Below are 21890 nucleotides of genomic sequence, written 5' to 3' on the forward strand. Positions count from 1 at the left end.
CCGGGCCGCCGGCCACGGTGATCACTGCCAGGCGCCGACGTACCGGGAGCTGGTCAGCGAGTAGTCCACGCTGCCGCTGATCCAGTACTTCAGGCCGTTCACGTACGCGTCGACGGCGGGCGAGCCGAGCGCCTCGGTGGCGGGGCTGAGCGCCGCCATCGCGGCGACCGCCTCGTCGCGCATCCCGCCGATCCGGTCCATCGCCTCCTGGACCGTGCAGCCGGTGTGCCCGACCAGCACGCTGACGAGGTTGTTGCGGATGTTCGCCTCACCTCGCTCCTTCGCGTACGAGATGAGGTCGTTGTCCCAGACGACCACGTCGTTGGCGTGCTCGGTCATCTCGTGCACCACCGGATGGCGCCACTCGTCCGTCGTGAGGCAGACCTCCGCGGCGACGTCGATCAGCGCGAAGACGGTGAGCATCGCACCGGTCCTGCGGCGCATGAAGATGTAGTCGTCGATCGTGGGAACGACGTCGTCCTCCCGGTTGGCGGCCTCCCAGACCTGGGCGAACAGATAGTCCTTGGTCGTCGCGCGCCACCGGTCGAGCTGGTCGGCGGTGCCGTGTTTCCCGATCCGCGTCTTGATGTCGAGGAGCGCGCGGGCGAAGACGTTCTCGACGGGTTCGTCCCCCTCGTTGTCCTCGACCACGCTGTAGAGCTGGGGCAGGGCGCGGGCGATCTCGGCCGCCCGCCGGTCCGACTCGCAGTAGGCGTCGTCGAACGCGAACAGCCACACGCACCAGTCCGTGACGAGCTGGCACAGCTCCCGGGAGGCGTACGGGTAGGTCCGGGCGCCGAGCCATCCGTAGCGGGCGAGCCGGAAACGCTCAAGCTGGTCGTCGTCGGCGATCATGCCGGAGGCGGTCAGCCAGGCCAGCGTGTCTCGGTTCACCTCGTCGACGTGCGGGTTCACGGCACTCGGGAAGGGGCAGGTGAGCGAGGGAAGGCGGAGGGGGCGCCCACTGAGGGAATCCGCTTTCGCAGTAGCCATCCGACAAGCATGGTCCTACCAGATGATCGGCGCCAGCCTTACCATAATTACGGACACATCGTCCGGACAGACCCACTCAGCCGGATGAGCCCTCGATGAGGGTGACGATCTCCGCGTCCCCGAACATGCGGGCGGCGTCGACGGCCGACGGCGTCCCGGCGTAGCGATCGGCTCCCAGCTCCAGCAACGCCCGCACGACCTCGGGCTCCTTCTTGAACACCGCGCCGGCGAGCGGGGTCTGCCCGCGGTCGTTGGCGAGGTCGGGGTCCGCGCCCCGCTCGCCCAGGGCGCGCACCGTGGCGGCGTGCCCGTGGTAGGCCGCCAGCATGAGCAGGGTGTCGCCCTTCTGGTTGCGCAGGTTGACGGGCACGCCCGCGTCGACGTACGCGCACAGCGCCTCGGTCCGCCCCGACCTCGCGAGATCGAAGAGCCTGGTGGCGAACTCCTCCAGCTCAGGGTCCGGCTGCATGTTCCCCATAGTCCAACGGTAAGGTCGCCGCTACCCCTCCGGAATCGAGCACGGAAGACGCACGGAATCGACCGGGGGTCCCGTAGGTTCAGTAGGTAAAGACTTCGTGAGAAAGGCTGGGACACGTGTCCGACCCCACGGATCTCTATCGGCTCGACGGGGACCTGCCCGAGCTGACCGATCCGGTGCTGCTCTACCACTTCGAGGGGTTCGTCGACGCCGGTGCCGCCGGGCGGCTGGCCCTGGGGCACCTCCTCGCCGAACTGGAGCACCGGGTCATCGCGACCTTCGACGTGGACCGGCTGCTCGACTACCGGTCCCGCCGCCCGGCGATGACCTTCGACACCGATCACTGGAGCGACTACGACACTCCTGAGCTGGCGGTCTACCTGACCAAGGACGTCACAGGCACGCCGTTCCTCATCATGAACGGCCCCGAGCCGGACCGGGAGTGGGAGCTGTTCACCGAGGCCGTCGGCATGCTGGTGACCCGGCTCAACATCGGCAGGCTGGTGACCGTCCACGGCATCCCGATGGGCGTCCCGCACACCCGGCCGCTCGGCATGACGGCCCACGCCACGCGCCCCGACCTCGTCCACGGGCAGAGCAGCCCCTTCGGCAAGGTCCGCGTGCCGGGGAGCCTCGCCGCGCTCATCGAGTTCCGGCTCGGGGCGAAGGGTCACGACGCGCTCGGCTACGCCGTCCACGTGCCCCACTACCTCGCCCAGGCGGAGTATCCGCAGGCCGCCGTGACGGCGCTGGAGGCCGTCACCCGCGGCACCGGGCTGGTCTTCCCCATGGACGCGCTCAGGGACGCGGCCGACAAGACCAACACCGAGATCGAGGAGCAGATCGCGGCGTCCGAGGAGCTCGCCGTCGCCATCCGCGGCCTGGAGCAGCAGTACGACGCGTTCCAGTCGGGCGCCGAACGGGAGAGCCTGCTGGCCGAGGAGGCGCAGATGCCCACGGGTGACGAGCTCGCCGCCCAGTTCGAGGCGTTCCTCGCCGAACGGGACGACCGCGACTCCTGAGCCGCCGCGAAACGCCCGCCCCCGACCCGTCAGAAGGACGCCTCGCCCCTCATGCCGCCCTCAGATCTCCCCGAAATCCGCGTCGGATTGGCTGGTTTCGGTCCGGCCGGATCCTTTTTCCACGCGCCGCTGATCGCCGCCACGCCCGGACTGCGCCTCGCCGCCGTCGTCACCCGCGACCCCGCCAGGGCCGAGCGCGTCCGTGCCGAACACCCCGGCGCGGACGTCGTGCCCGCCGCGGACGACCTGTGGGACCGGTGCGATCTCGTGGTGATCGCGACGCCGAACCGCACGCACGTGCCCCTGGCGACCGAGGCGCTCAAGGCCGGGCTTCCCGTGGTCGTCGACAAGCCGCTGGCCGGCGCCGCCGCGGAGGCCCGCGACCTCGTACGGCTCGCGCGCGACCGCGGGCTGATGCTGACGGTCTTCCAGAACCGGCGCTGGGACGGCGACTTCCTGACGCTGCGCCGGCTGCTGCCCGAGCTGGGCGAGGTCCACCGGTTCGAGTCGCGGTTCGAGCGGTGGCGGCCGGTGCCCAAGGGCGGCTGGCGCGAGTCGGGCGGCCCGGAGGAGATCGGCGGCACCCTCTACGACCTCGGCAGCCACCTGGTGGACCAGGCCCTGCGATTGTTCGGCCCGGTCTCCCAGGTCTACGCGGAGACCGACGTCAGGCGGGCCGGGGTGCGCAACGACGACGACGCGTTCGTCGCGCTGACCCACCGGAGCGGGACCCGCTCGCACCTGTGGATGAGCGCGGTGGCCGCGAACCTCGGCCCGAGGTTCCGGGTGCTCGGCTCCCGCGCGTCGTACGTGAAGTGGGGGCTGGACCCCCAGGAGGAACGCCTGCGGGCGGGCGAGCGCCCGGACGCCGCCGACTTCGGCCCGGGCAGGAGTTCGGGCGCGGGCACCGGATGGGGCGCGGAGTCCTCGGAACGCTGGGGCACGCTCGGGGCCGAGGGCGACGCCCGCCCGGTGCCCACCGAGCCCGGGGCGTACCAGCGGTTCTACGAGGGCGTCGTGGCCTGCCTGCGGGACGGCGCGCCGCCTCCGGTCGAGCCGGACGGCGCGGCCGAAACGATCGCCGTCCTGGAGGCCGCCGCCCTCTCTGCCGCCCGCGGCCAGGTGGTCACCCTCCCCGATCGGGAGGAATAGCGTCCGCTCACTCCGGGGCCCGCGCCGCGGGGGCGCCGGGGGCGGTGGCGAGCCTGCGGGCGACTTCGATCACCGTCTCACGACGGCGGGCCAGGGCGGCCTGCTCGGTCTCCTCGTCCAGAACGAGGCGGCACATCCGGGGCACCGCGAAGTTCCACGAGATCAGTCCCATGACGGTGAACAGCAGGTCCTGGCAGGCGCGGACCCGCGCGTCCTCGGGAAGGTGGCCGACCGCGCCCGAGTCGACGAGTTGGCCGACCTTCTCGCGGAAGGCGTCACGCCGCTCCCGCTCGCTCTCGCCGGGTTCGTCGCACGCCTCCAGCGCCTCCCACAGCAGCAGCCTGATCAGCTCCGGGTGTTCCCGATACCAGTCGAACATCTGCCCGACCGACTCGGCCACCGCGTCGGGATCGATGGAGACGGAGTCGCGGACCTCCTCCAGCTTCGCCCGCAGGATGGCGGCGAACAGCTTCTCCTTGCTGCCGTAATACAGGTAGATGGCCTGCTTGTTGGCCTTGGCGGCCGTCGCGATGCGGTCCACCCTGGCCCCGGCCAGGCCGTGCTCGGCGAACTCGGCGGCGGCGGCGTCGAAGATCCGCCGTCTGGTGTCCTCCGCGTCGTAGGCCATGAAGGAATTAAACCATCCGGTTGACTCCCCGCCGTCCAGGCGGCAGTATCGAGTCAGCAATAAAACAACCAGATGGTTTATTTCACCGAAAGGCACTCCGATGAGCACCGAGACACTGAGCCCTGTGACCCCCATCCCCGTCCGGTCGCCGCTGCCGAGCGCCCTCTCCGGCACGACCGCCCTCCTCGTCGGCGGAAGCTCGGGCATCGGGCTGGCGGCGGGCGTCCTGCTGCGTTCGGTCGGCGCCCGCGTCGTGCTGGTCGGCCGCGACCCCGAGCGGCTGAAGGCCGCCGTCTCCCGGGTGCGCGACGCGGGCCCGGCCGAGGACGCCGACGACGCCGTGCTGGGCGTCGCCGGGGACGGCGGAGACGAGCAGACCCTCGCCGAGGCCTTCGACCGGGCGGGCCACGTCGACCACGTGTACGTCACCGCCGGCGGCATCAGCGGCGCCGGCCCCCTGACCGGGCTGTCGGCCGACGACATCCGCACGACCCTCGGCTCTGGCCCCCTCCAGACGGTCTTCGCCGTCGCCCGCGCGGCGGCGACCCGGCTTCCCGCGGGAGGCTCGCTCACGTTGAGCTCGGGCATCCTCGTGGTCCGCCCCTACCCCGGGATGACCGTCCCGCTGTCGCTCGCCGGCGCCGTGGAGACCCTCACCAGGGCCCTCGCCGTGGAACTCGCCCCCGCACGGGTGCGCGTGAACACCGTCCGCTACGGCCGGATCGACACCCCGCTCCTGCGCTCGCTGCCGGGGCTGGACTCCGACGACGCGGTCGCCGCCGCCGGAACGTCCACCCCTCTCGGCCGCTTCGGCACCGCCGAGGAGGCCGCCGCCACGGCCGTCTTCCTCATGGCCGCCAACTACGTCACCGGCCAGGTCATCACCGTCGACGGCGGCGAAACCCTCACCTGACCCCGCTTCGGGGAGCGGGGCCGGAGGTCAGTCGCGCAGCCGGCCGTGCAGGGCCTCGGTGTCGGCGTCGGTCCAGCCGTGGGTGTGCAGCCAGCCGAGGGGGCCGCCGAACCGGTCGTCCAGCGTCGACAGGAACTGGTCCATGTACTCGGGCCGCGGCAGGTGGCTGTCGGCCGGCTTCGAGTCGAGATCCTCACGGTAGGTGCGGCTGGCGCGCAGCCGGGCGAGGATGCCCTCCAGCCGTTCGCCGGTGGCGACGTAGTCCTCGATGATCGCCTCCCGGGTGGCCCCCGCGACGGCGAGCGCCAGGGCGCAGACCACTCCGGTGCGGTCCTTGCCCGCCGCGCAGTGGACCACGGCCATGCCGTCGTCTCGGGCGAGCACCCGCAGGGCGGCCACCACCGAGTCGGGCCGGTCGCGCAGATATCCGTAGTAGTAGCCGGTCACGCGGAGTTCGGCCAGGTCCTCCTCGTCCCGCTCGCCCTGCCACGGCAGGGCCCTGTCGTCGATGGTGTCGGCCTCGACGTCGGTGAGGTGCCCGCCCTCCGCGAACAGGCTGTGGTGGTGGATGCCGACCTCCGGCAGGAGGGTCAGCGGACCGGGCCCCTCCAGGCGTACCTCGGTCTCCGACCGCAGGTCGACCACGTGCCGCAGCTTGAGGTCGCCCACGAGCAGTGCCATGTCCCCCTCGGTCAGGCCCTGCAGGTTGTCGGCCCGCAGGATCCGGCCGGGCACCGTGGTCCCGCCGTCCGTGGTGGGCAGCCCGCCGAGGTCCCGTACGTTCGCCGCGCCTTCCAGAACGATCCAACGCTCGTATGCATTCATCATGCCGAGCCTATCCGTCCCTCTATGACGGAAGAATGAGTGCAGAGTGAAGATCTGCACCCGCTGTCGCATCGGTCCCGCTACCTGACTCAATGTCCCTTCTGCACCGAGGCGCGTGATGTGCGGAACCGCCGGGTCAGGGAGGCGTGACGCGGTCGAGCAGGGTCCGGGCGCGCGAGGCCGCCCTGCGGGTCGCCGCGTCGTCGCGCGTGGACGGGAGCATCCGTCAGGTCCTCCAGGACATGCGGTCGACATCGGACGGCTCGGAGAACGGGCACGGCTACAGTCGGGATTCAACCAGAATGGGAGCGACTGTTACGCCTGACGGTCAAGTTCTTCCCCAGTGTTCGCCAAACAGCCGTAATGTATGGCGTCGCGGACGCTTCTCGATCAACGGTCTCGGCGGAGTGATCGGAAGCGGGGCCGCCACGGACCCGCACCAGGCAGCCACACCCAAATGGAGGACCCGGATGGCACGGCCGGCTCACCGGTTGACCATGGCCGCTCTCGCCCTCGCCGTCAGCGGCACGACCGCGGCGCTTCCCATGGCGCCGGTCCACGCGGAGTCCCTCACGGCCGCGAGCACCGCGGCCGCTTCGTCCTCCACCGCTTCGTCCTCCGCCGCCCGAGGACTCGCAGCGGCGTCGGCGACCCACAGGCACCGCGCGGCCGCGCCGAGGCCCGGTGGCGACTCGTCCGTACAGCACCGCCTGGTCGGCGCGTGGACCACGTCGACCGACCGGATCACGGCGGCACTCGGCGGGCAGACCGTGCGGATGGCCGTGCGCGCCAGCGTCGGCGGCGCCGGCATGCGCCTGCGCCTGTCCAACGTCTTCGGGGCGGCGCCGGTGACGTTCGCGAACGTGCACGTGGGCGTCCAGGCGTACGGCGCCGAGATCCTCGCGGGGACCAACCGGCCGGTGACCTTCCGCAAGCGCGCCTCGGTGAGGGTGCCGCCGGGCCAGGCCGTCTGGAGCGACCCGATCCCGGGCCGGATCGCCGGCGGCTCCGCCCTGGTCGTCAGCCTCCACCTGCCCGGGACGGTCAGGGGTGTGACCGGGCACGAACGCGCCTACAGCACCACCTACCTGTCGGACCCGGGGGACCACGCGGCGGAGGAGAGCGGCGCGGGCTTCACCTACACCAGCACGCAGTGGTACTTCCTCGACAGGATCGCGGTCGAGGCGGGCGGCGCCACGGTCGGTTCGATGGTCGCGTTCGGCGACTCGATCACCGACGGCGCGGGCCAGGCCATCGACGCCAACCGCCGCTGGACCGACTACCTGCGGCAGCGGCTGGCCCACCAGTCGCCGTCGCGGCGGATGGGGGTGCTCAACGCCGGCATCGCCGGGAACCGGCTGCTGCTCCCCAACGTCGGCCCGAGCGGTCTCAGCAGGTTCTACCGCGACGCGCTGTCCCAGCCGGGGGTGCGCACCGTGGTGGTCTACGAGGGGATCAACGACATCGCCCGGGGCGACTACACCTCGATCAAGCCGCTCGCCTACGGATACAAGAGGCTGATCCGCGAGGCGCACGCCCGCAAGGTCAAGGTGCTGGGCGCCACGCTCACCCCCTTCTACGGCTGGAGCACCTGGACTCCGGAGCGCGAGGAGATCCGGCAGCGGCTGAACACGTGGATCCGCACGAGCGGGGTGTTCGACGGCGTCCTCGACTTCGACCGGGCCGTACGCGACCCCGAGTTCCCCGAACAGCTGGCCGTCTCGTACGACTCGGGCGATCACCTGCACCTGAGCGACGCCGGGCGGCTCGCGCTCGCCGACGCGGTGAACCCCCGCCTGCTCTGATCCCCGAACGGCCGCGGGGTCGCTACCGTGTGACCATGGTCGCCCCCCTTGAGCCCGACGACCCGCGCACGCTCGGCGGGTTCCGTATCAGCGGACGTCTCGGCGAGGGCGGCCAAGGCGTCGTCTACCTGGCTTATGCCCCCGACGGCGCTCCGGTCGCGGTGAAGGTGCTCAAGACCGGGCTCGACCCCGTCGTACGGGCACGGCTGGCGCGCGAACTCGACGTCCTGCGCGGCGTCGCTCCCTTCTGCACCGCCAGAGTGATCACGGCGATGGTGGACGGGCGCGAGCCGTACGTCGTGAGCGAGTTCGTCGACGGCCCCTCGCTCCAGCAGCGGGTGACCGCGTCGGGGCCGCTGCGCGGAGGCGAGCTGGAACGGCTCGCGGTGGGGACGGCGACCGCGCTGGCGGCGATCCACGGCGCGGGCATCGTGCACCGCGACTTCAAACCGGGCAACGTGCTGCTGGGGCCGGACGGTCCCCGCGTGGTCGACTTCGGCATCGCCCGCCAGGGCGAGAGCGAGACGATGACCGCGGGCCCGGTGGGCACCCCGGCCTACCTGGCGCCCGAGCAGATCGCGGGACATCCGGCCACCCCCGCCTCCGACGTGTTCGCGTGGGGAGCGACGATCGTCTTCGCCGCCAGCGGCCGGGCGGCGTTCGGCGCCGGCAACGTCGCCGCCGTGCTGCACCGGATCATGACGACCTTCCCGGACCTGACGCCGGTGCCCCCGCCCCTGCGCGCTCTGGTCGAACGCTGCCTCGCCAAGGACCCCGCCGCCCGCCCCGCCGCCCGCGACCTGCTGCTCGAACTGGTCGGCACCGCGCCCGGCCCGGTGCGTACGGACGCGGACGTCCCTCCTACCGGGCCCGCGCAGCCGTACGACCCGTCCCCGTGGACGGCGCCCCCGCCGTCGGCGGGTCCGGCCGTGAAGTCCGGGGCGGCCGATACCGTTCCGGGTGGCGGCCGGGGCGGGTCGCGCACCCGGGTCCTGGCCGGGGCAGGCGCTGCCGTGGCGGCTCTCGGGATCACCGCCGCGCTGCTGGTCCCGCGCCTGGCCGCGATGTCCGGCGGCCCGTCCCCCACGCCCCAGGCGGCCACCCCCGCCCGGAGCACGTACGCGGCGGAACCGACGCCGACCGCCCCCGAACCCGGCGACACGGGCGGGACGGACCGGGCGACGGCCTCCGCACCCGCGGGCATCCCGCAGGCGTTCGAGGGGAAGTGGCGGGGGCACATCGCGCCCACCGCCGGCCTCCTCACGAGCGAGTACGACATCGAGATCGAGTTGAAGCGCGGCAAGCCGTCCGGCAGGTGGAAGGAGCCCGCGAACTCCTGCGACGGCACGCTGCGGCTGACCGCGGCGTCCGGCTCGGCGCTCACGTTCCGGCTGGAGGACGTCCCGCAGTGCGTCCCTGGCGACGTCGTGCTCACCCGCAAGGGCGACGGCCTCGCCTACCGCCACACCGACGACCTCGGGCTGTTCGCCTACGAGGGAACCCTCACCAAGGACTCCTGATCGGCGCCTGGCGGCGACCGCGCAGATCCTGCCGGGACCGGTGTGAGCACGGTGACGCCGGGTAGTGCGAGCGCGTCCACCCACAGGAGGAACCCATGGCAACCGACGTCATCAGCCTGATCAAGGAAGATCACCGCGACGTGGAGTCGCTGTTCGAGCGGCTCCAGAAGATGCCGGAGAACCGGCCGGCCCTCCTCGCGGAGCTGGCGGCGAAGTTCATCGCCCACAGCGAGGGCGAGGAGGACGAGGTCTACCCCGTGCTCGCCAAGCGGCAGCCCGAGGAGAAGGAGGAGGTCCACCACGGCACGGAGGAGCACCACGAGGCCGAGGAGATGATCTCCCAGCTCCTGGAGACCGCCCCGGAGAGCCCCGAGTTCGACACGCTGCTGCACGAGCTGATCGAGGCGGTGACCCACCACGTCGAGGAGGAGGAGAACGACATCCTCCCGGTCCTGGAGAAGGCCGTCCCCTTCGAGGAGCGGGTGCAGCTCGGCAAGGCCTTCAGCAAGCGGAAGGCCGAGGTGCTGGCCGCTCCGATCAAGCCGCGCTCGCGGACGAAGGACGAGCTGTTGCACCAGGCCAGGGAACTGGGCGTCGAGGGTGCGTCGGGAATGAGCAAGGACGAGCTGATCGCCGCCGTCAAGCGGAAGAAGCAGGCGCAGAGCTGAGCGCGCCCGCGTCGCGGCGCTGCCCGTCCCCCGGCGGACCTTCAGAGGCAGGCGTACAGCGCCGCGACCAACGGCTACGTGTTCCAGCACCTGCTCACCGGCCCCGTACGGCCCGCCGGCCGCGCCCCTGATCAGCCGAGCGTGGGGACCAGGTGGACGAGGTCGGCGAGGCCGTCGGCGACGAGGTCGGCCATGGCGGCGTCCGGGCGCTCGGAGTGCAGGTAGCCCCAGGGCCCCCGGCGCAGCAGGGCCGTCCGCATCCCGGCGCGCGCGGCCGGCAGGACGTCGTTGTCGAGGCGGTCGCCGACGTACAGGATCTGCCCGGGCTCATGGCCGCAGACCGCCGCGACCTTGGCGAAGAACGCGGGATCGGGCTTCTCCACTCCCCATCCCGCCGAGGTGTGGATCCCGTCCACCGGCAGGTCCATCGCGACCAGCGCGTCGTACGCCTGGGGCGGCTGGTTGCCCGCCACGACCAGGTCGTAGCCGGCCTCCCGCAGGGCCGCGAGGCCGGGCCGCACGTCCGGGTAGAGGTCGTCGGCGTCGAAGTTCTCGCGCAGCCCGCCGGGGTCCTCGCGCCGCCACGCCTCCATCTCGGCGTCGAGGTCGATCCCCGGCCTGATCAGCTCGAACGCCTCCCGATGGCTCCGGTCGAGCGCGGCCATGCCGCCGAGCACCCCCATGAAGGTCAGGCGCGGCACGCCCAGCCGGTCGGCCCACCGGGACCAGATCCGGGTCTCGTCGATGAGCGTCTCCCCCACGTCGAACACGAGTGCCCGGACCATGACCGCCTCTCCCTTTCATCCTGTTACGGCAGCCACTCTACGGTGTGCCGTAACATCGCCGAACGTGAGCGAGACTCGGTATGCCCTGAACGGCATGGTGTGCACGGTCGATCATCTGGCCTCGGCGGCGGGCGTCGCCGTGCTCGACAAAGGCGGCAACGCGGTGGACGCGGCCATCGCCGCCAACGCCGTACTGGCGGTCACCGCCCCGCACATGTGCGGTCTCGGCGGCGACCTGTTCGCCCTCGTCCACGACGGAACCGTGAGCGCGCTCAACGCCTCGGGGCGGGCGGGCTCGGGCGCCGACCCCGGCCGGATGCGGGCGGAGGGCCTCGGCCGGATGCCCCACCTGTACGACATCCGCTCGGTCCCGGTGCCCGGCTGCGCCGACGGCTGGCTGGCGCTGCACGAGCGGTACGCCCGCCTGCCGCTCGCCGACCTGCTGGCCCCCGCGATCCGCCTCGCGGCGGAGGGCTTCCCCGCCTCGCCGCTGCTCGCCCCTGGCGGGGAGTTCATCGGCTCGCTGCCCGGAGCCGGGGACTTCGCGGCCGCCCGCCGCGCCGGGGACGTGATCCGCAGGCCCGGCGTCGCCAGGGCCCTCACTGCGCTCGGCGAGGGCGGCCGGGCGGGGTTCTACCAGGGCGAGTTCGGCAAGGGCCTGCTGGAGCTGGGCGGCGGCGAGTACACCGAGGAGGACCTGGCCCGGCCGAACGCCGACTGGGTCGAGCCGCTGAGCGCCGAGGTGTTCGGGCACCGCGTCTGGACCGTTCCCCCGAACTCCCAGGGCTACCTGCTCCTGCTGGCCCTGGAGATCCTCGCCGAGCTCGGCCCGCCCGCCGACCCGGCCGACCCGCGCTGGGCCCACCTGCTGATGGAGTCGGCAAGGGCCGCCGGGCACGACCGGCTCGACGTCCTCCACGAGGCCGCCGTCGCGCCGCTCGGCACGGCCGCCGCCCGCCGCGCGCTGGTCGACCCCGAGCGGCGCTCCCCCCTGCCCGACGCTCCCGCCGGGCCGGGCGACACGACGTACCTGTGCGTGGTCGACGGGGACGGCATGGGCGTCTCGCTCATCCAGTCGAACGCGTCGGGCTTCGGCAGCCTGCTCTTCGAGCCCAGCACCGGGATCAACCTGCACAACCGCGGCATCGGCTTCTCGCTCACACCCGGCCATCCCGCGGAGTACGGCCCGGGCCGCCGGCCGCCCCACACGCTGTGCCCGGCGCTGGTCACCCGGCCGGACGGGACGCTGCGCACGGTCCTCGGCACGATGGGCGGCGACGCGCAGCCGCAGATCCTGCTGCAGCTCGTCACCCGCCTGCTCGCGCACGGCCAGACGCCCGGCGAGGCGATCGGCGCGCCGCGCTGGGCGCTCGGCAGCGGCACCGGCTTCGACACCTGGCGGTCCGCCCCCCTTGTGGAGGTCGAGGAGGGCGCGCCGTGGGCGGACGGCCTGCGCGAACGCGGGCACGCCGTCGAGACGGTGGAGTGGGGCTCCAACTTCGGCCACGCCCACCTGATCGACCTGCTCCCGTCGGGCATGCTCGCCGGGGCGGCCGACCCCCGCGCGCTGATCGGCGCCGCCCTGGGTCGCTGAACGGGAAACCCGGCCGCCCGGGCCAGGCTCCCAGATCGGCTACTCAGGTCAGCCGGCCCGGGCGGCGGACTCGACCTGCTCCATGGCCTTGCGGATGCGCTTCTCCGAGACCGGGGTGGGCGTGCCGAGCTGCTGGGCGAAGAAGCTCACCCGCAGCTCCTCGATCATCCACCGGATGTCCCGCACGGCCTTGACGTCCCGCTCGGCGGGCTTCAGCCGGTCGAGCAGGTCGCGGTATTCGTCCTCGACGTCGTGCACGCGGTGCATCCACTCGCGGTCGCGGTGCGGGTCGTCCGGGAGCTTGTCGAGCCGGCGCTCGACCGCCCGCAGGTAGCGGTGCACGTCAGGCAGCCGGTCGTAGCCCGTCTCCGTGACGAACCCGTCGTGCACCAGCCCGTCGAGCTGCTCGGCGATGTCGGCCCTGAGATCGGCCACGGCGCCGCCCAGCGCGCCGAGCCGGTTCTGCGCGGCGTGCCAGGCCGCCAGGACGCGCTCCACCCGCGAGACGACCTCCTCGGTCGTCTCGAACAGCGAGGCGCGCACGTGGTCGCGCAGCCGCTCGAACCCGGCCTCGTCCCAGACGGGCCCGCCCGCCTCCGCCATCAGCGTGTCGGCGGCGCACGCCGTGCAGTCGTCGAACAGGGCGGCGGCCCCGCCGTGCGGGCTGCGGCTGAGCGCGAGCTTCTGCGCGGTGGTCAGGGTCCGCAGGATGGCCTTGGCCGGGTTGACCACGTTGAGCAGCAGCAGCCTCCTGGTGCCCGCCCACATGGCCCTGTCGCGCTCGCGCTCGGTCTCGAACATCCGGACCGCGACGCTCGTGCCCTCGTCCACCAGGGCCGGGTAGGCCCGCATCCTGCCCTGCTCGAACACCTTCGGCAGCGTGCCGATCGTCCAGCCGTGCAGGCCGTCGCGTTCGAGGTCGTCGGCGGCCTTCGACAGCGTGGCGCGCAGCTTCGGCGCGAGCCGCCGTTTGAGCGCCTCCAGGTCCTTGTCCTCGGCCACCGTGCGCTTGCGGTCGTCGATCACCCGGTAGGTGATCCGCAGGTGGGCGGGGAGCTGGTCGAGGGCCCACGCGTCGCGCGGCACCTCCACGCCGGTCAGCGCCCGCAGCTCGCGCTCCAGCGCGCCGAGGAGCGGCTCGCCGCCGGGCCGTACGCGTTCCAGCACGGCCTTGGCGTAGTTGGGGGCGGGCACGAAGTTGCGGCGCAGGTTCTTCGGCAGCGACCGGATGAGCGCGGTGACGAGGTCCTCGCGCAGGCCGGGGATCTGCCAGTCGAAGCCGGTCGGGTCGACCTGGTTGAGCACGGCCAGCGGGATGTGGACGGTCACGCCGTCCGCCTCGCCCGTCTCCACCGCCCCGGGCTCGAAGCGGTAGGTCAGGCGCATCCGCTGGCCGTTCTGCCGCCAGGCGTCGGGGTAGTCCCTGGCGCTGACCCCGGCGCTGTCGTTGACCAGCATCTCCTGCGAGAAGGTCAGCAGCTCGGGCGTCTCCCGTGACGCCTTCTTCCACCAGCTGTCGAAGTGCCTGCCCGAGACCACGTCGGCCGGGATCCGCTGGTCGTAGAAGTCGAACAGCGTCTCGTCGTCCACGAGGATGTCGCGGCGGCGGGCCTTCTCCTCCAGGCGCTCGACCTCCTCGAGCAGCTTGCGGTTCTCGTGGAAGAACTTGTGGTGGGTGCGCCAGTCGCCGTCGACCAGCGCGTGCCGGATGAACAGCTCCCGGCTCAGCTCGGGGTCGATGCGGCCGTAGTTGACCTTCCGCTCGGTCACGATCGGCACGCCGTAGAGCGTGACCTTCTCCAGCGCGACGACGGCGGCCTGGTCCTTCTCCCAGTGCGGCTCGCTGTAGGTGCGCTTGACCAGATGCTGCGCGAGGGGCTCGATCCAGCCGGGCTCGATCTTGGCGTTGACCCGGGCCCACAGCCGGGAGGTCTCCACCAGCTCGGCCGACATCACCCACTGCGGCTGCGCCTTGGCCAGGGCCGAGCCGGGGAAGATCGCGAAGCGGGCGTTGCGGGCGCCGATGTACTCCGTGATCGGCCTGCGGCCGTCCTGCCTGCGCTTCTCGACGACGTCCTTGACCCCGATGTGCGACAGCAGGCCGGCCAGCAGCGACTGGTGGATCCGCTGGGGGTCGGCGGGCACGCTGTTGGGCACGATGCCCAGCGTCTTGGCCACCTGGCGGAGCTGGCTGTCGATGTCCTGCCACTCGCGCACACGCAGGTAGTTGAGGTATTCGGCCTTGCACAGCCGCCGGAACGCGCTCGACGACAGCTCCTTCTGCCTGTCGCGGAGGTGGTTCCAGAGGTTGAGGTAGGTCAGGAAGTCCGATTCCTTGTCGGCGAAGCGACGGTGCTTCTCGTCGGCCGCCTGCTGCTTGTCGGCCGGCCGCTCGCGCGGGTCCTGGATCGACAGCGCGGCCGCGATGATCATCACCTCGCGGGCGCAGCCGTTCTTGTCCGCCTCCAGCACCATCCGGGCGAGGCGGGGGTCGACCGGAAGCTGGGCCAGCTTGCGCCCGAGGGGCGTGAGCTGCGTGCCCTTCCCCGCCTCCCGGCCCGCGGCCTTGTCCCCGAGGGCGCCGAGCTCGAGCAGCAGGTTGACGCCGTCCCTGACCTGACGGCTGTCCGGCGGCTCCACGAACGGGAACGCCGCGATGTCGCCCAGGCCCAGCGAGGTCATCTGCAGGATGACGCTCGCCAGGTTCGTACGGAGGATCTCGGGGTCGGTGAACTCCGGCCGGGAGAGGAAGTCCTCCTCGGAGTAGAGCCGGATGCACACGCCGTCCGACGTACGGCCGCAGCGGCCTTTGCGCTGGTTGGCCGACGCCTGGGAGACCGGCTCGATCGGCAGCCGCTGGACCTTCAGCCGGTGGCTGTAGCGGGAGATCCGCGCCGTGCCCGGATCGACCACGTACTTGATGCCGGGAACGGTCAGCGAGGTCTCGGCGACGTTGGTGGCCAGCACGATCCGCCGGCCCCTGTGCGCCTGGAAGACCCGGTGCTGCTCGGCGGCCGACAGCCGCGCGTACAGCGGGAGGACCTCCTCGGGACGGCCCTTGAGCGCGTCGGCGGTGTCGCGGATCTCCCGCTCGCCGCTGAGGAAGACCAGGATGTCGCCCGGCCCCTCGGCGCACAGCTCGTCCACGGCGTCGACGATGGCCTGCGTCTGGTCGTCGTCCTCGTCGACCGGGCGGTAGCGGACCTCCACGGGATAGGTGCGTCCGGACACCTCGATCACGGGCGCCGGCTCCCCGCCCGGTTGGGCGAAGTGCCTGGCGAACCGCTCGGGGTCGATGGTCGCGGAGGTGATGACCACCTTGAGGTCGGGCCGCTTGGGGAGGAGCTGCTTGAGATAGCCGAGGATGAAGTCGATGTTGAGGCTGCGCTCGTGCGCCTCGTCGATGATCAGCGTGTCGTACTGCAGCAGCAGCGGGTCGGTCTGCATCTCGGCGAGCAGGATGCCGTCGGTCATCAGCTTGACCAGCGTCCCGTCGCTGGAGTGGTCGGTGAAGCGGACCTTGTAGCCGACCGCCTCCCCCAGCTCGATCGACAGCTCCTCGGCGATGCGCTCGGCGACGGTGCGGGCGGCGATGCGGCGCGGCTGGGTGTGGCCGATGACGCCGTGGACCCCCCGGCCGAGCTCAAGACAGATCTTGGGGATCTGGGTGGTCTTCCCGGAGCCGGTCTCACCGGCCACGATGACGACCTGGTGGTCCCTGATGGCGGCGAGCAGGTCGTCCTTGTGCCGGCTGACCGGCAGCTCGGGAGGGTAGCTGAGGGCGGGGAGGGCCGCGCGGCGCGCGGCCACGCGGCGTTCCGCGGCCTCCACGTCCCCCGCGATCTCCTGGACGACGGACTGGCGGGCGGCGCGGTCGCGGACCCGGCGCATGCCGTCGAGACGGCGGCGCAGCCTGCGCTGGTCGCGCAGCATCAGGTCGGGGAGGCGGGCCTGGAGATCGGCGAGCGTGTTCATTCCATGCTCAAGGATAGGCAACACCCCCCGCCGATCTGCCAGCCGTTTTCCTGCGGCCCTTTCCTGGCGGTGTCAGCGGCGGCGCGACGGCTGATACTTGTACCCCACGTTGCGCACGGTCACGATCCGGCCCGCGTGCCGGCCCAGCTTGCGGCGCAGCCGCAGGACGTGCACGTCGACCGTACGGCCGCCCTCGTCGTCGTACCTGTCCCAGACGGCCGCCATGAGCTGGCGGCGGTTGTAGACCCGGCCGGGGGCCGAGCTGAGGTAGTCGAGCAGCTCGAACTCGCGGAAGGTCAGCTCGATCTCCTCGCCGTCGGCCCGGGCCACCCGCGCGGCCCGGTCCAGGACCAGCTCCTCCTCGCCGGGGGCCGCCCGCCTCTGCAGGGCGGCGGCCGGCGGCTCGGGCGCGTCCGCCGCGACCGCGGCGGGCACCAGGTAGCCCACGATCATCAGCACGGCGCCGGTCTCCGGCACCGGCAGCACGCCGAGCACGGACCCCTGCCCGAGATCGGGGGGCTCATTGCCCTGCTCGCGCCTGCGCTCCACAAAGTCGATCACGTTCTGGTGGGACATGCCCCTCTCCTTGCCTCGTGGCGTACCGGACGGTGGTGACCGCGGTCGTCAACAGGCGGCGGCGCAGACGCGCAGCAGGTCGATGTGCCGGCGCTGGGTCAACCTCCCCGAGGAACTCATGGGATCATCATGACAGCGGAATTACCCGCTGTCCAGGTAGGAATAAGGGACTTCTATCGCTCAGGGGATGCGCGCGGCCCCCGCGGCGGCCATCGCCGCGCCGATGATCCCGGCCTCGTTCCGCAGCACGGCGGGCACCACCGGGGTGTCCCCGAGGTCGATGTACGGCAGGAACTTGTCGGCCTTCTTGCTCACGCCCCCGCCGACGACGATCAGGGTGGGCGACAGCAGGTCGCGCATGTGCCTGAGGTACTCCTCCACGTGCCGGGCCCACTTGTCCCAGCTCAGGTCCTCCTCCTCGCGCACCCGGTCGGAGGCGCGGTGCTCGGCCTCCTTGCCGCGGATCTCGATGTGGCCGAACTCGGTGTTGGGGACCAGCGTGCCGTCCACGAAGAGCGCGCTGCCGATGCCGGTGCCGAAGGTCAGCATGAGCACGACCCCGTGCCGGTCCCGGCCCGCGCCGAAGGTCATCTCGGCGACGCCGGCCGCGTCCGCGTCGTTGAGCACGACCGTCTGCTCGCCGAACAGGTCGGCGCCCTTCACGCCGATCCACGACTTGTCCACGTTGGCCGCCGTCCTGATGACCCCGTCGAGGACCACTCCGGGGAAGGTGACGCCCATCGGGCCGGCCCAGGAGAAGTGCTCCGCGATCTCGCGTACGGCCTGGGCGACGGCCCCCGGCGCGGCGGGCCGCGGCGTCGGGATGCGCAGGCGCTCCCGGGTGAGCACGCCGGCGGCCGTGTCCACCGTGGCGCCCTTGATCCCGGAACCGCCGATGTCGATTCCCAGAACTTCCATGACTTCCCTCCTGGTCCGGCTGGACGGCTACCCAGCCGCCCCCGCCTCATGCGCGGTCGCGAGTATCGCACGGCGTCGCGCCGTCGGCCGGGTTACGGGAGGACAGGCCGGGTACGCCCCGAATTGGGGCAAATCACCACAAGGGGGACACGCATGATCAGCACACTCCACAAAATGGGACTGCGCTCCAACGTGATGTACGGCGCCGCTCTGGGGTCGATCGGCATGTCGATCGCCTCGTGGGTCATCTCGAACAAGTACGAGGCGGCCGGCATCGAACGCGCCGACCGCTGGGCGCTGTTCGTCGGCGAGTGGGCGCCGACCTTCTTCGCGATCGGGATCGCCCTGCGCATGGAGGAGATGGCCGAGGAGAAGGGGCGGGAGACTCCCGAGTGGCAGGAGCAGAGCAGCGACATCCGCCGCCCCACCCGCGCCGGCGTGTAGCGGGCGGGCAAGGGCTTCCACGAGCGGCCCGGAGGGACCCGCCGGTCTCCCGGGCCGCCCCGTGCCCGCCCCCGGAAGCGTCAGGCCGCGGCCCGCATGTGCCGGTGCGCCCATTCCCCGAAGGTCGTGAGCGGGATGCCGAGGGCCCGCGCGTACTCGGGGCGGGCCGGCTGACCGACCGTGTCGATGAACTCGTGTGAGGTGACGCCGGCTCCCGGCATTCCCGCGGCGACCGCCTCCTCCATGGTCATGTCGGGCGCGGTCAGCTCGGTGCCCAGAGCCTGGGAGAGGATCCCGGCGATCTCCCTCAGCGTCAGGTAGTCACTGGCCAGCTCCAGCTCGACCCCGTGGAACCGCTCCGGCGCGGCGACGGCCGCGGCGGCCGCCGCGCCGATGTCGTCGACCGCGACGAGGGAGAGCCGGGTGCCGGGCTTCAGCACGGTCACGATGCCTCCCTCGACGCCACGGGGCAACAGGTACGCCAGGGACGGAAGGAAGTTGTCCATGAAGAAGCCCGGCTTGATGATCGTCCAGTGCGTGAAGCCCGCCTCACGCACCCGGTCCTGGATGCCGGCCTTGGCGGAGTAGTAGGGCTCCATCGACGCCCAGCGGCCTTCGGCCCAGCCGGGGGCCTCGGTGTGCCGGCCCGCGCCGGAGACGGACGTGTGCACGAACTGCGGCACGCCTGCGGCCAGCGCGCCTTCGATCAGGTTGACGGCCTGGGTCAGCTCGCCTTCGAAGTCGAGGGCGTCTCCCTTCATCTGGGGCATCTGCACCGAGAAGACGGCCCGGGCACCGCGCGCGGCCCTGATCAACGAGTCGCGGTCGTCGAGGTCGCCGGTGACCAGTTCGGCGCCGAGCGCTTCGACCGCCCTTGCCCGATCGGTCGCGGGGTCGCGGACCAGCGCCCGCACGGGAACGCCGTTCGCGAGCAGGGCGCGGGTCGTGGCGCCGCCCTGCCGTCCGGTGGCGCCGGTGACCAGGACGGGTGCGGAATCGGTGGACATGAGGCCCCTCCTGTGGTAAATGAATAAGCGGCGGGCCCCGCCGTTTATGCTTCGGTAAGATACGGCGGACCCCGCCACTTAGCAACCGATGAGGTGACACCATGCCCGTCCAGCGTGCGGACGCCCGCCGCAACTACGCGCGCCTGCTCGCCGTGGCCAAGGAGGCGATCGCCGCGGAGGGGCCCGACGCGTCCCTGGAGCAGATCGCCCGCACCGCAGGAGTCGGATCCGGCACCGTGCGCCGGCACTTTCCCGATCGCCACGCGCTGCTGGAGGCGGTCTTCCGCGAACGGGTCGAGACCCTGTGCGCCCACGCCCGCGACCTGACCGGCAGGGCCGACACCCGGGCCGCGCTGCTGGAGTGGCTGAGCGCCGTCCTCGCGGACGCCGCGACCATCCGAGGGCTGGCCACCGCGCTGGCCCGCGACCACGCGACCGACCCCGGCGCGGTGCAGGAGCACTGCTGCTCGGCGCAGCTCACGGAGGCGGGCGGCCCACTGGCGCGCCGCGCCGCGGACGACGGCGCGCTGGCACCGGGCGTGACCATCGGCGACCTGCTCGCCCTGATCACCGGCATCGCCCTGGCCACGGAACACCACCCGGACCCCGCGGCCGACGCACAGCGGCTGCTCGGCCTGGCCATAGCGGGAGTCAGCCCCCGTCAGGGGTGACGGAGTCGGCTGCCCGGCGCCTCCGTTAGGCTCGGCGCGCGTGACCCCCGATCCCGAGGCCGTCGCGCGCTGGCTGCGCACGCGGCCCGCCCGCGCGGCCGGCCCCCGCGTGCTGGCCGTCGAGGGACGCTCGGGTGCGGGCAAGTCGACGCTGGCCGCCGCCGTGGCCGCGGCGCTCGGCGCGCCGGTCGTCCGCATGGACGACCTGTACGACGGCTGGGACGGCCTGCAGGCCGGGGTGGACGCCCTGCTGGAGTGGGTGCTGCGTCCCCTGGGCCGCGGGGGCCGGGCGCGCTGGCGGCGCTACGACTGGACCCGGGGCCGCTACGCCGAATGGCACGAGATCGCCCGGGCGGACGCCGTCGTGATCGAGGGTGTGGGCTGCGGCGCCCGCGAGGCGGGGCCGTACCTCAGCGGGCTGGTGTGGCTGGAGGCCGGTGAGGAGGTCCGCAGGGCGCGGGCGCTCGCCCGCGACGGCGAGCTGTACGCGCCCCACTGGCGGCGCTGGGCCGAGCAGGAGGAGCGGTACTACGCCCGCCATGACGTCCGCTCCCGGGCCGACCTCGTCATCGTCACCGGCTGAGCCGCAGCGTGCCGGCCGAACCTCGTCGGGCGGCCGAACCTCGTCGGGCGGCCGAGCCCCGTCAGGAACGGCCCGCACGCGCGCCTCGTCGTCGCCGAGTCCCGTCAGGAACGGACCCGCACGCCGACCTCGTCGAGCCGCGTCAGCAGGTCGGCGGGATCGGCGTACACGCGAAAGGCGCCGGTGCGCTCCAGCTCGTCCCTGCCGTAGCCGCCGGACAGCAGCCCGACGCCCAGGGCGCCGGCGCGCCGCGCGGCCAGCAGGTCCCAGACGCTGTCGCCGACGACCATGGTGAACCTCGGCTCGACGTCCAGCAGCGCGGCGCCCGCGAGGAACAGGTCCGGATCGGGTTTGGCCCGGCGGACCTGGTCGCGGTGGACGAGCGGCACGTCGGGCGGCAGTCCCAGCATGTCCAGCGCGCGCCGGGCGGTGTCGGCCCGGCTGCTGGTCGCGATCGCCCAGCGGACGTCGTTGTCGGACAGCCGCTTCAGCAGCTCGGTCGCGCCCGGCAGCGGGCGCACCGAGTCGATCTGCTCCAGATACGCCTCGGCGTGCGCCTGCTGCAGCTCCTCGATCTGCTCGTCCCTCAGGGAGACGCCGGTCTCCCGCAGCAGCGCGTTGACGAGCAGGCCGCCGCTCATGCCGATCCTGCGGTGGATGCGCCACACCGACAGATCGATGCCGACCCCGCGAAGAGCGGTGCGCCAGGCGATGACGTGCTGGTAGACGCTGTCGATCAAAGTGCCGTCGAGATCGAAGAGGAAGGCCGGGCCGGGCGGCTCCGGGTAGTTGAATTCCGCGTTCATTGTGGCCGTTCTCACCGGCCGGCGGCCGCCGAAACCCGTCCGGCCGTTCTCACCCGGAAACCCGGGCGGCCGGGCCGACGGCCGCCCAAGCCGTCCCGCCGCCGCTCAGCCCAGTCCTGCGCGGTACTCCTCGTCGGTCACCGGCCCGTGCCAGTGGGTCTTGCCGCTCGCCGTGACGGCGATGTGCACCAGCGTGTCGTCGTCGACGGCGCCGTGCCAGTGCTTCTCGCCCGGCTGCACGTGGACCCAGTCGCCGGGCCCGATGAGCGTGCCCTCGGCCTCACCCCAGCGCGTCACCACCCCGCGCCCCGACAGCACGTACAGCGCCTGCTCCCCGTCGTGGGTGTGCCAGCCCGAGCGGGCCCGCGGGTCGTAGGAGAAACGCTGGGCGCGCAGGCCGTCCGGCTCCACCGCCTTCAGCGCCTCCGCCTCCCACACGCCGTCGGTGAACCTGTCCGGTCCCGGCCGGGTGGCCTTGATCTCGCCTTCGCGTACGAACCTCATCACGCGCTCCTTTCGCCGCGGGC

21 protein-coding genes are annotated in these 21890 nt (G+C 72.4%); 10 read left to right on the forward strand and 11 right to left on the reverse strand.

Annotated elements, in window-relative coordinates; translation table 11 throughout:
* Positions 1-21: 21 nt before the first annotated feature.
* A complete protein-coding gene (locus tag FLW16_RS11570; protein ID WP_185949372.1) occupies positions 22-894 on the reverse strand; it encodes a 4-epi-cubebol synthase in 873 nt (290 codons plus the stop codon).
* Between the two features lie 175 nt (positions 895-1069).
* Positions 1070-1471: an ankyrin repeat domain-containing protein gene (locus FLW16_RS11575; RefSeq protein WP_142559997.1), complete on the reverse strand. Its 402-nt coding sequence runs from the start codon at positions 1469-1471 to the stop codon at positions 1070-1072.
* Positions 1472-1587: 116 nt separating this feature from the next.
* Between FLW16_RS11575 and FLW16_RS11580 the strand changes: the two genes are divergently transcribed.
* Complete coding sequence (locus tag FLW16_RS11580) at positions 1588-2493, forward strand: proteasome assembly chaperone family protein (RefSeq protein WP_142559998.1); 906 nt, start codon at positions 1588-1590, stop codon at positions 2491-2493.
* Between the two features lie 51 nt (positions 2494-2544).
* Positions 2545-3645 carry a Gfo/Idh/MocA family oxidoreductase gene (locus FLW16_RS11585; protein ID WP_142559999.1) on the forward strand — a complete coding sequence of 367 codons (1101 nt, stop codon included), beginning with the start codon at positions 2545-2547 and terminating at the stop codon, positions 3643-3645.
* Between the two features lie 7 nt (positions 3646-3652).
* Here FLW16_RS11585 and FLW16_RS11590 read toward each other — a convergent pair whose 3' ends face one another.
* The gene (locus FLW16_RS11590) at positions 3653-4273 is read right to left on the reverse strand and encodes a TetR family transcriptional regulator (RefSeq protein ID WP_142560000.1); all 621 of its coding nucleotides are present in this window, start codon (positions 4271-4273) and stop codon (positions 3653-3655) included.
* Between the two features lie 100 nt (positions 4274-4373).
* On the opposite strand from FLW16_RS11590, the gene FLW16_RS11595 reads away from it, so the two are divergent.
* Positions 4374-5186, forward strand: coding sequence for an SDR family NAD(P)-dependent oxidoreductase (locus FLW16_RS11595; RefSeq protein ID WP_142560001.1), 813 nt, complete (start codon positions 4374-4376; stop codon positions 5184-5186).
* Positions 5187-5213: 27 nt separating this feature from the next.
* On the opposite strand, the gene FLW16_RS11600 is transcribed toward FLW16_RS11595, so the two are convergent.
* The gene (locus FLW16_RS11600) at positions 5214-6011 is read right to left on the reverse strand and encodes a tyrosine-protein phosphatase (protein ID WP_142560002.1); all 798 of its coding nucleotides are present in this window, start codon (positions 6009-6011) and stop codon (positions 5214-5216) included.
* Between the two features lie 470 nt (positions 6012-6481).
* Here FLW16_RS11600 and FLW16_RS11605 point away from each other — a divergent pair, with 470 nt between their 5' ends.
* From FLW16_RS11605 to FLW16_RS11615, 3 genes are all read left to right on the forward strand, one after another.
* Positions 6482-7816, forward strand: a complete 1335-nt coding sequence (locus FLW16_RS11605) for an SGNH/GDSL hydrolase family protein (RefSeq protein WP_142560003.1) — start codon at positions 6482-6484, stop codon at positions 7814-7816.
* Between the two features lie 35 nt (positions 7817-7851).
* On the forward strand, positions 7852-9336 hold the full coding sequence (locus FLW16_RS11610) for a serine/threonine-protein kinase (RefSeq protein WP_260615173.1): 1485 nt from the start codon (positions 7852-7854) through the stop codon (positions 9334-9336).
* Between the two features lie 95 nt (positions 9337-9431).
* Positions 9432-10004 (forward strand): hemerythrin domain-containing protein, encoded by a 573-nt coding sequence (locus FLW16_RS11615; protein ID WP_142560005.1) that lies wholly within the window; start codon positions 9432-9434, stop codon positions 10002-10004.
* A 131-nt stretch (positions 10005-10135) separates the two neighbouring features.
* Here FLW16_RS11615 and FLW16_RS11620 read toward each other — a convergent pair whose 3' ends face one another.
* Positions 10136-10789, reverse strand: a complete 654-nt coding sequence (locus tag FLW16_RS11620) for an HAD family hydrolase (protein ID WP_142560006.1) — start codon at positions 10787-10789, stop codon at positions 10136-10138.
* Positions 10790-10853: 64 nt separating this feature from the next.
* On the opposite strand from FLW16_RS11620, the gene FLW16_RS11625 reads away from it, so the two are divergent.
* A complete protein-coding gene (locus FLW16_RS11625; RefSeq protein ID WP_142560007.1) occupies positions 10854-12383 on the forward strand; it encodes a gamma-glutamyltransferase family protein in 1530 nt (509 codons plus the stop codon).
* 48 nt (positions 12384-12431) lie between these two features.
* Here the strand turns inward: FLW16_RS11625 and hrpA are convergent, their stop codons facing one another.
* The 3 genes from hrpA to ppgK all read right to left on the reverse strand — a co-directional run bounded on the left by hrpA (position 12432) and on the right by ppgK (position 17852).
* Positions 12432-16358, reverse strand: a complete 3927-nt coding sequence (gene hrpA, locus FLW16_RS11630) for an ATP-dependent RNA helicase HrpA (RefSeq protein WP_142560008.1) — start codon at positions 16356-16358, stop codon at positions 12432-12434.
* Positions 16359-16430: 72 nt separating this feature from the next.
* Positions 16431-16934, reverse strand: coding sequence for a winged helix-turn-helix domain-containing protein (locus tag FLW16_RS45915; protein WP_142560009.1), 504 nt, complete (start codon positions 16932-16934; stop codon positions 16431-16433).
* A gap of 180 nt (positions 16935-17114) precedes the next feature.
* Positions 17115-17852, reverse strand: coding sequence for a polyphosphate--glucose phosphotransferase (ppgK, locus tag FLW16_RS11640; RefSeq protein ID WP_142560010.1), 738 nt, complete (start codon positions 17850-17852; stop codon positions 17115-17117).
* 153 nt (positions 17853-18005) lie between these two features.
* On the opposite strand from ppgK, the gene FLW16_RS11645 reads away from it, so the two are divergent.
* Complete coding sequence (locus FLW16_RS11645; RefSeq protein ID WP_079313532.1) at positions 18006-18296, forward strand: hypothetical protein; 291 nt, start codon at positions 18006-18008, stop codon at positions 18294-18296.
* 80 nt (positions 18297-18376) lie between these two features.
* Here FLW16_RS11645 and FLW16_RS11650 read toward each other — a convergent pair whose 3' ends face one another.
* Positions 18377-19303: an NmrA/HSCARG family protein gene (locus FLW16_RS11650; RefSeq protein WP_142560011.1), complete on the reverse strand. Its 927-nt coding sequence runs from the start codon at positions 19301-19303 to the stop codon at positions 18377-18379.
* 101 nt (positions 19304-19404) lie between these two features.
* On the opposite strand from FLW16_RS11650, the gene FLW16_RS11655 reads away from it, so the two are divergent.
* Positions 19405-19974, forward strand: a complete 570-nt coding sequence (locus FLW16_RS11655) for a TetR/AcrR family transcriptional regulator (RefSeq protein WP_142560012.1) — start codon at positions 19405-19407, stop codon at positions 19972-19974.
* A 40-nt stretch (positions 19975-20014) separates the two neighbouring features.
* Positions 20015-20557, forward strand: coding sequence for a hypothetical protein (locus FLW16_RS11660; protein WP_221891026.1), 543 nt, complete (start codon positions 20015-20017; stop codon positions 20555-20557).
* A 104-nt stretch (positions 20558-20661) separates the two neighbouring features.
* On the opposite strand, the gene FLW16_RS11665 is transcribed toward FLW16_RS11660, so the two are convergent.
* Both FLW16_RS11665 and FLW16_RS11670 read right to left on the reverse strand, forming a co-directional pair.
* A complete protein-coding gene (locus FLW16_RS11665) occupies positions 20662-21363 on the reverse strand; it encodes an HAD family hydrolase (RefSeq protein ID WP_142560013.1) in 702 nt (233 codons plus the stop codon).
* Between the two features lie 105 nt (positions 21364-21468).
* Entirely contained in the window at positions 21469-21867 is a 399-nt protein-coding gene (locus tag FLW16_RS11670) for a cupin domain-containing protein (RefSeq protein ID WP_142560014.1), read from the reverse strand.
* Positions 21868-21890 lie beyond the last annotated feature (23 nt).

The organism is Microbispora sp. KK1-11 (genome assembly GCF_006874435.1).
Taxonomy (GTDB): Bacteria; Actinomycetota; Actinomycetes; order Streptosporangiales; family Streptosporangiaceae; genus Microbispora; species Microbispora catharanthi.

Excerpts from the sequence above, each read along its gene's own strand:
- FLW16_RS11665 (WP_142560013.1), bottom strand. The coding sequence starts at position 21,363 with ATGAACGCGGAATTCAACTACCCGGAGCCGCCCGGCCCGGCCTTCCTC.
- FLW16_RS11650 (WP_142560011.1), bottom strand. The coding sequence starts at position 19,303 with ATGTCCACCGATTCCGCACCCGTCCTGGTCACCGGCGCCACCGGACGG.
- hrpA (WP_142560008.1), bottom strand. The coding sequence starts at position 16,358 with ATGAACACGCTCGCCGATCTCCAGGCCCGCCTCCCCGACCTGATGCTG.
- FLW16_RS11585 (WP_142559999.1), top strand. The coding sequence starts at position 2,545 with ATGCCGCCCTCAGATCTCCCCGAAATCCGCGTCGGATTGGCTGGTTTC.
- FLW16_RS11590 (WP_142560000.1), bottom strand. The coding sequence starts at position 4,273 with ATGGCCTACGACGCGGAGGACACCAGACGGCGGATCTTCGACGCCGCC.
- FLW16_RS11595 (WP_142560001.1), top strand. The coding sequence starts at position 4,374 with ATGAGCACCGAGACACTGAGCCCTGTGACCCCCATCCCCGTCCGGTCG.
- FLW16_RS11620 (WP_142560006.1), bottom strand. The coding sequence starts at position 10,789 with ATGGTCCGGGCACTCGTGTTCGACGTGGGGGAGACGCTCATCGACGAG.
- FLW16_RS11600 (WP_142560002.1), bottom strand. The coding sequence starts at position 6,011 with ATGAATGCATACGAGCGTTGGATCGTTCTGGAAGGCGCGGCGAACGTA.
- ppgK (WP_142560010.1), bottom strand. The coding sequence starts at position 17,852 with ATGGAAGTTCTGGGAATCGACATCGGCGGTTCCGGGATCAAGGGCGCC.
- FLW16_RS11610 (WP_260615173.1), top strand. The coding sequence starts at position 7,852 with ATGGTCGCCCCCCTTGAGCCCGACGACCCGCGCACGCTCGGCGGGTTC.
- FLW16_RS11605 (WP_142560003.1), top strand. The coding sequence starts at position 6,482 with ATGGCACGGCCGGCTCACCGGTTGACCATGGCCGCTCTCGCCCTCGCC.
- FLW16_RS11655 (WP_142560012.1), top strand. The coding sequence starts at position 19,405 with ATGCCCGTCCAGCGTGCGGACGCCCGCCGCAACTACGCGCGCCTGCTC.
- FLW16_RS11615 (WP_142560005.1), top strand. The coding sequence starts at position 9,432 with ATGGCAACCGACGTCATCAGCCTGATCAAGGAAGATCACCGCGACGTG.
- FLW16_RS11670 (WP_142560014.1), bottom strand. The coding sequence starts at position 21,867 with ATGAGGTTCGTACGCGAAGGCGAGATCAAGGCCACCCGGCCGGGACCG.
- FLW16_RS45915 (WP_142560009.1), bottom strand. The coding sequence starts at position 16,934 with ATGTCCCACCAGAACGTGATCGACTTTGTGGAGCGCAGGCGCGAGCAG.
- FLW16_RS11575 (WP_142559997.1), bottom strand. The coding sequence starts at position 1,471 with ATGGGGAACATGCAGCCGGACCCTGAGCTGGAGGAGTTCGCCACCAGG.
- FLW16_RS11645 (WP_079313532.1), top strand. The coding sequence starts at position 18,006 with ATGATCAGCACACTCCACAAAATGGGACTGCGCTCCAACGTGATGTAC.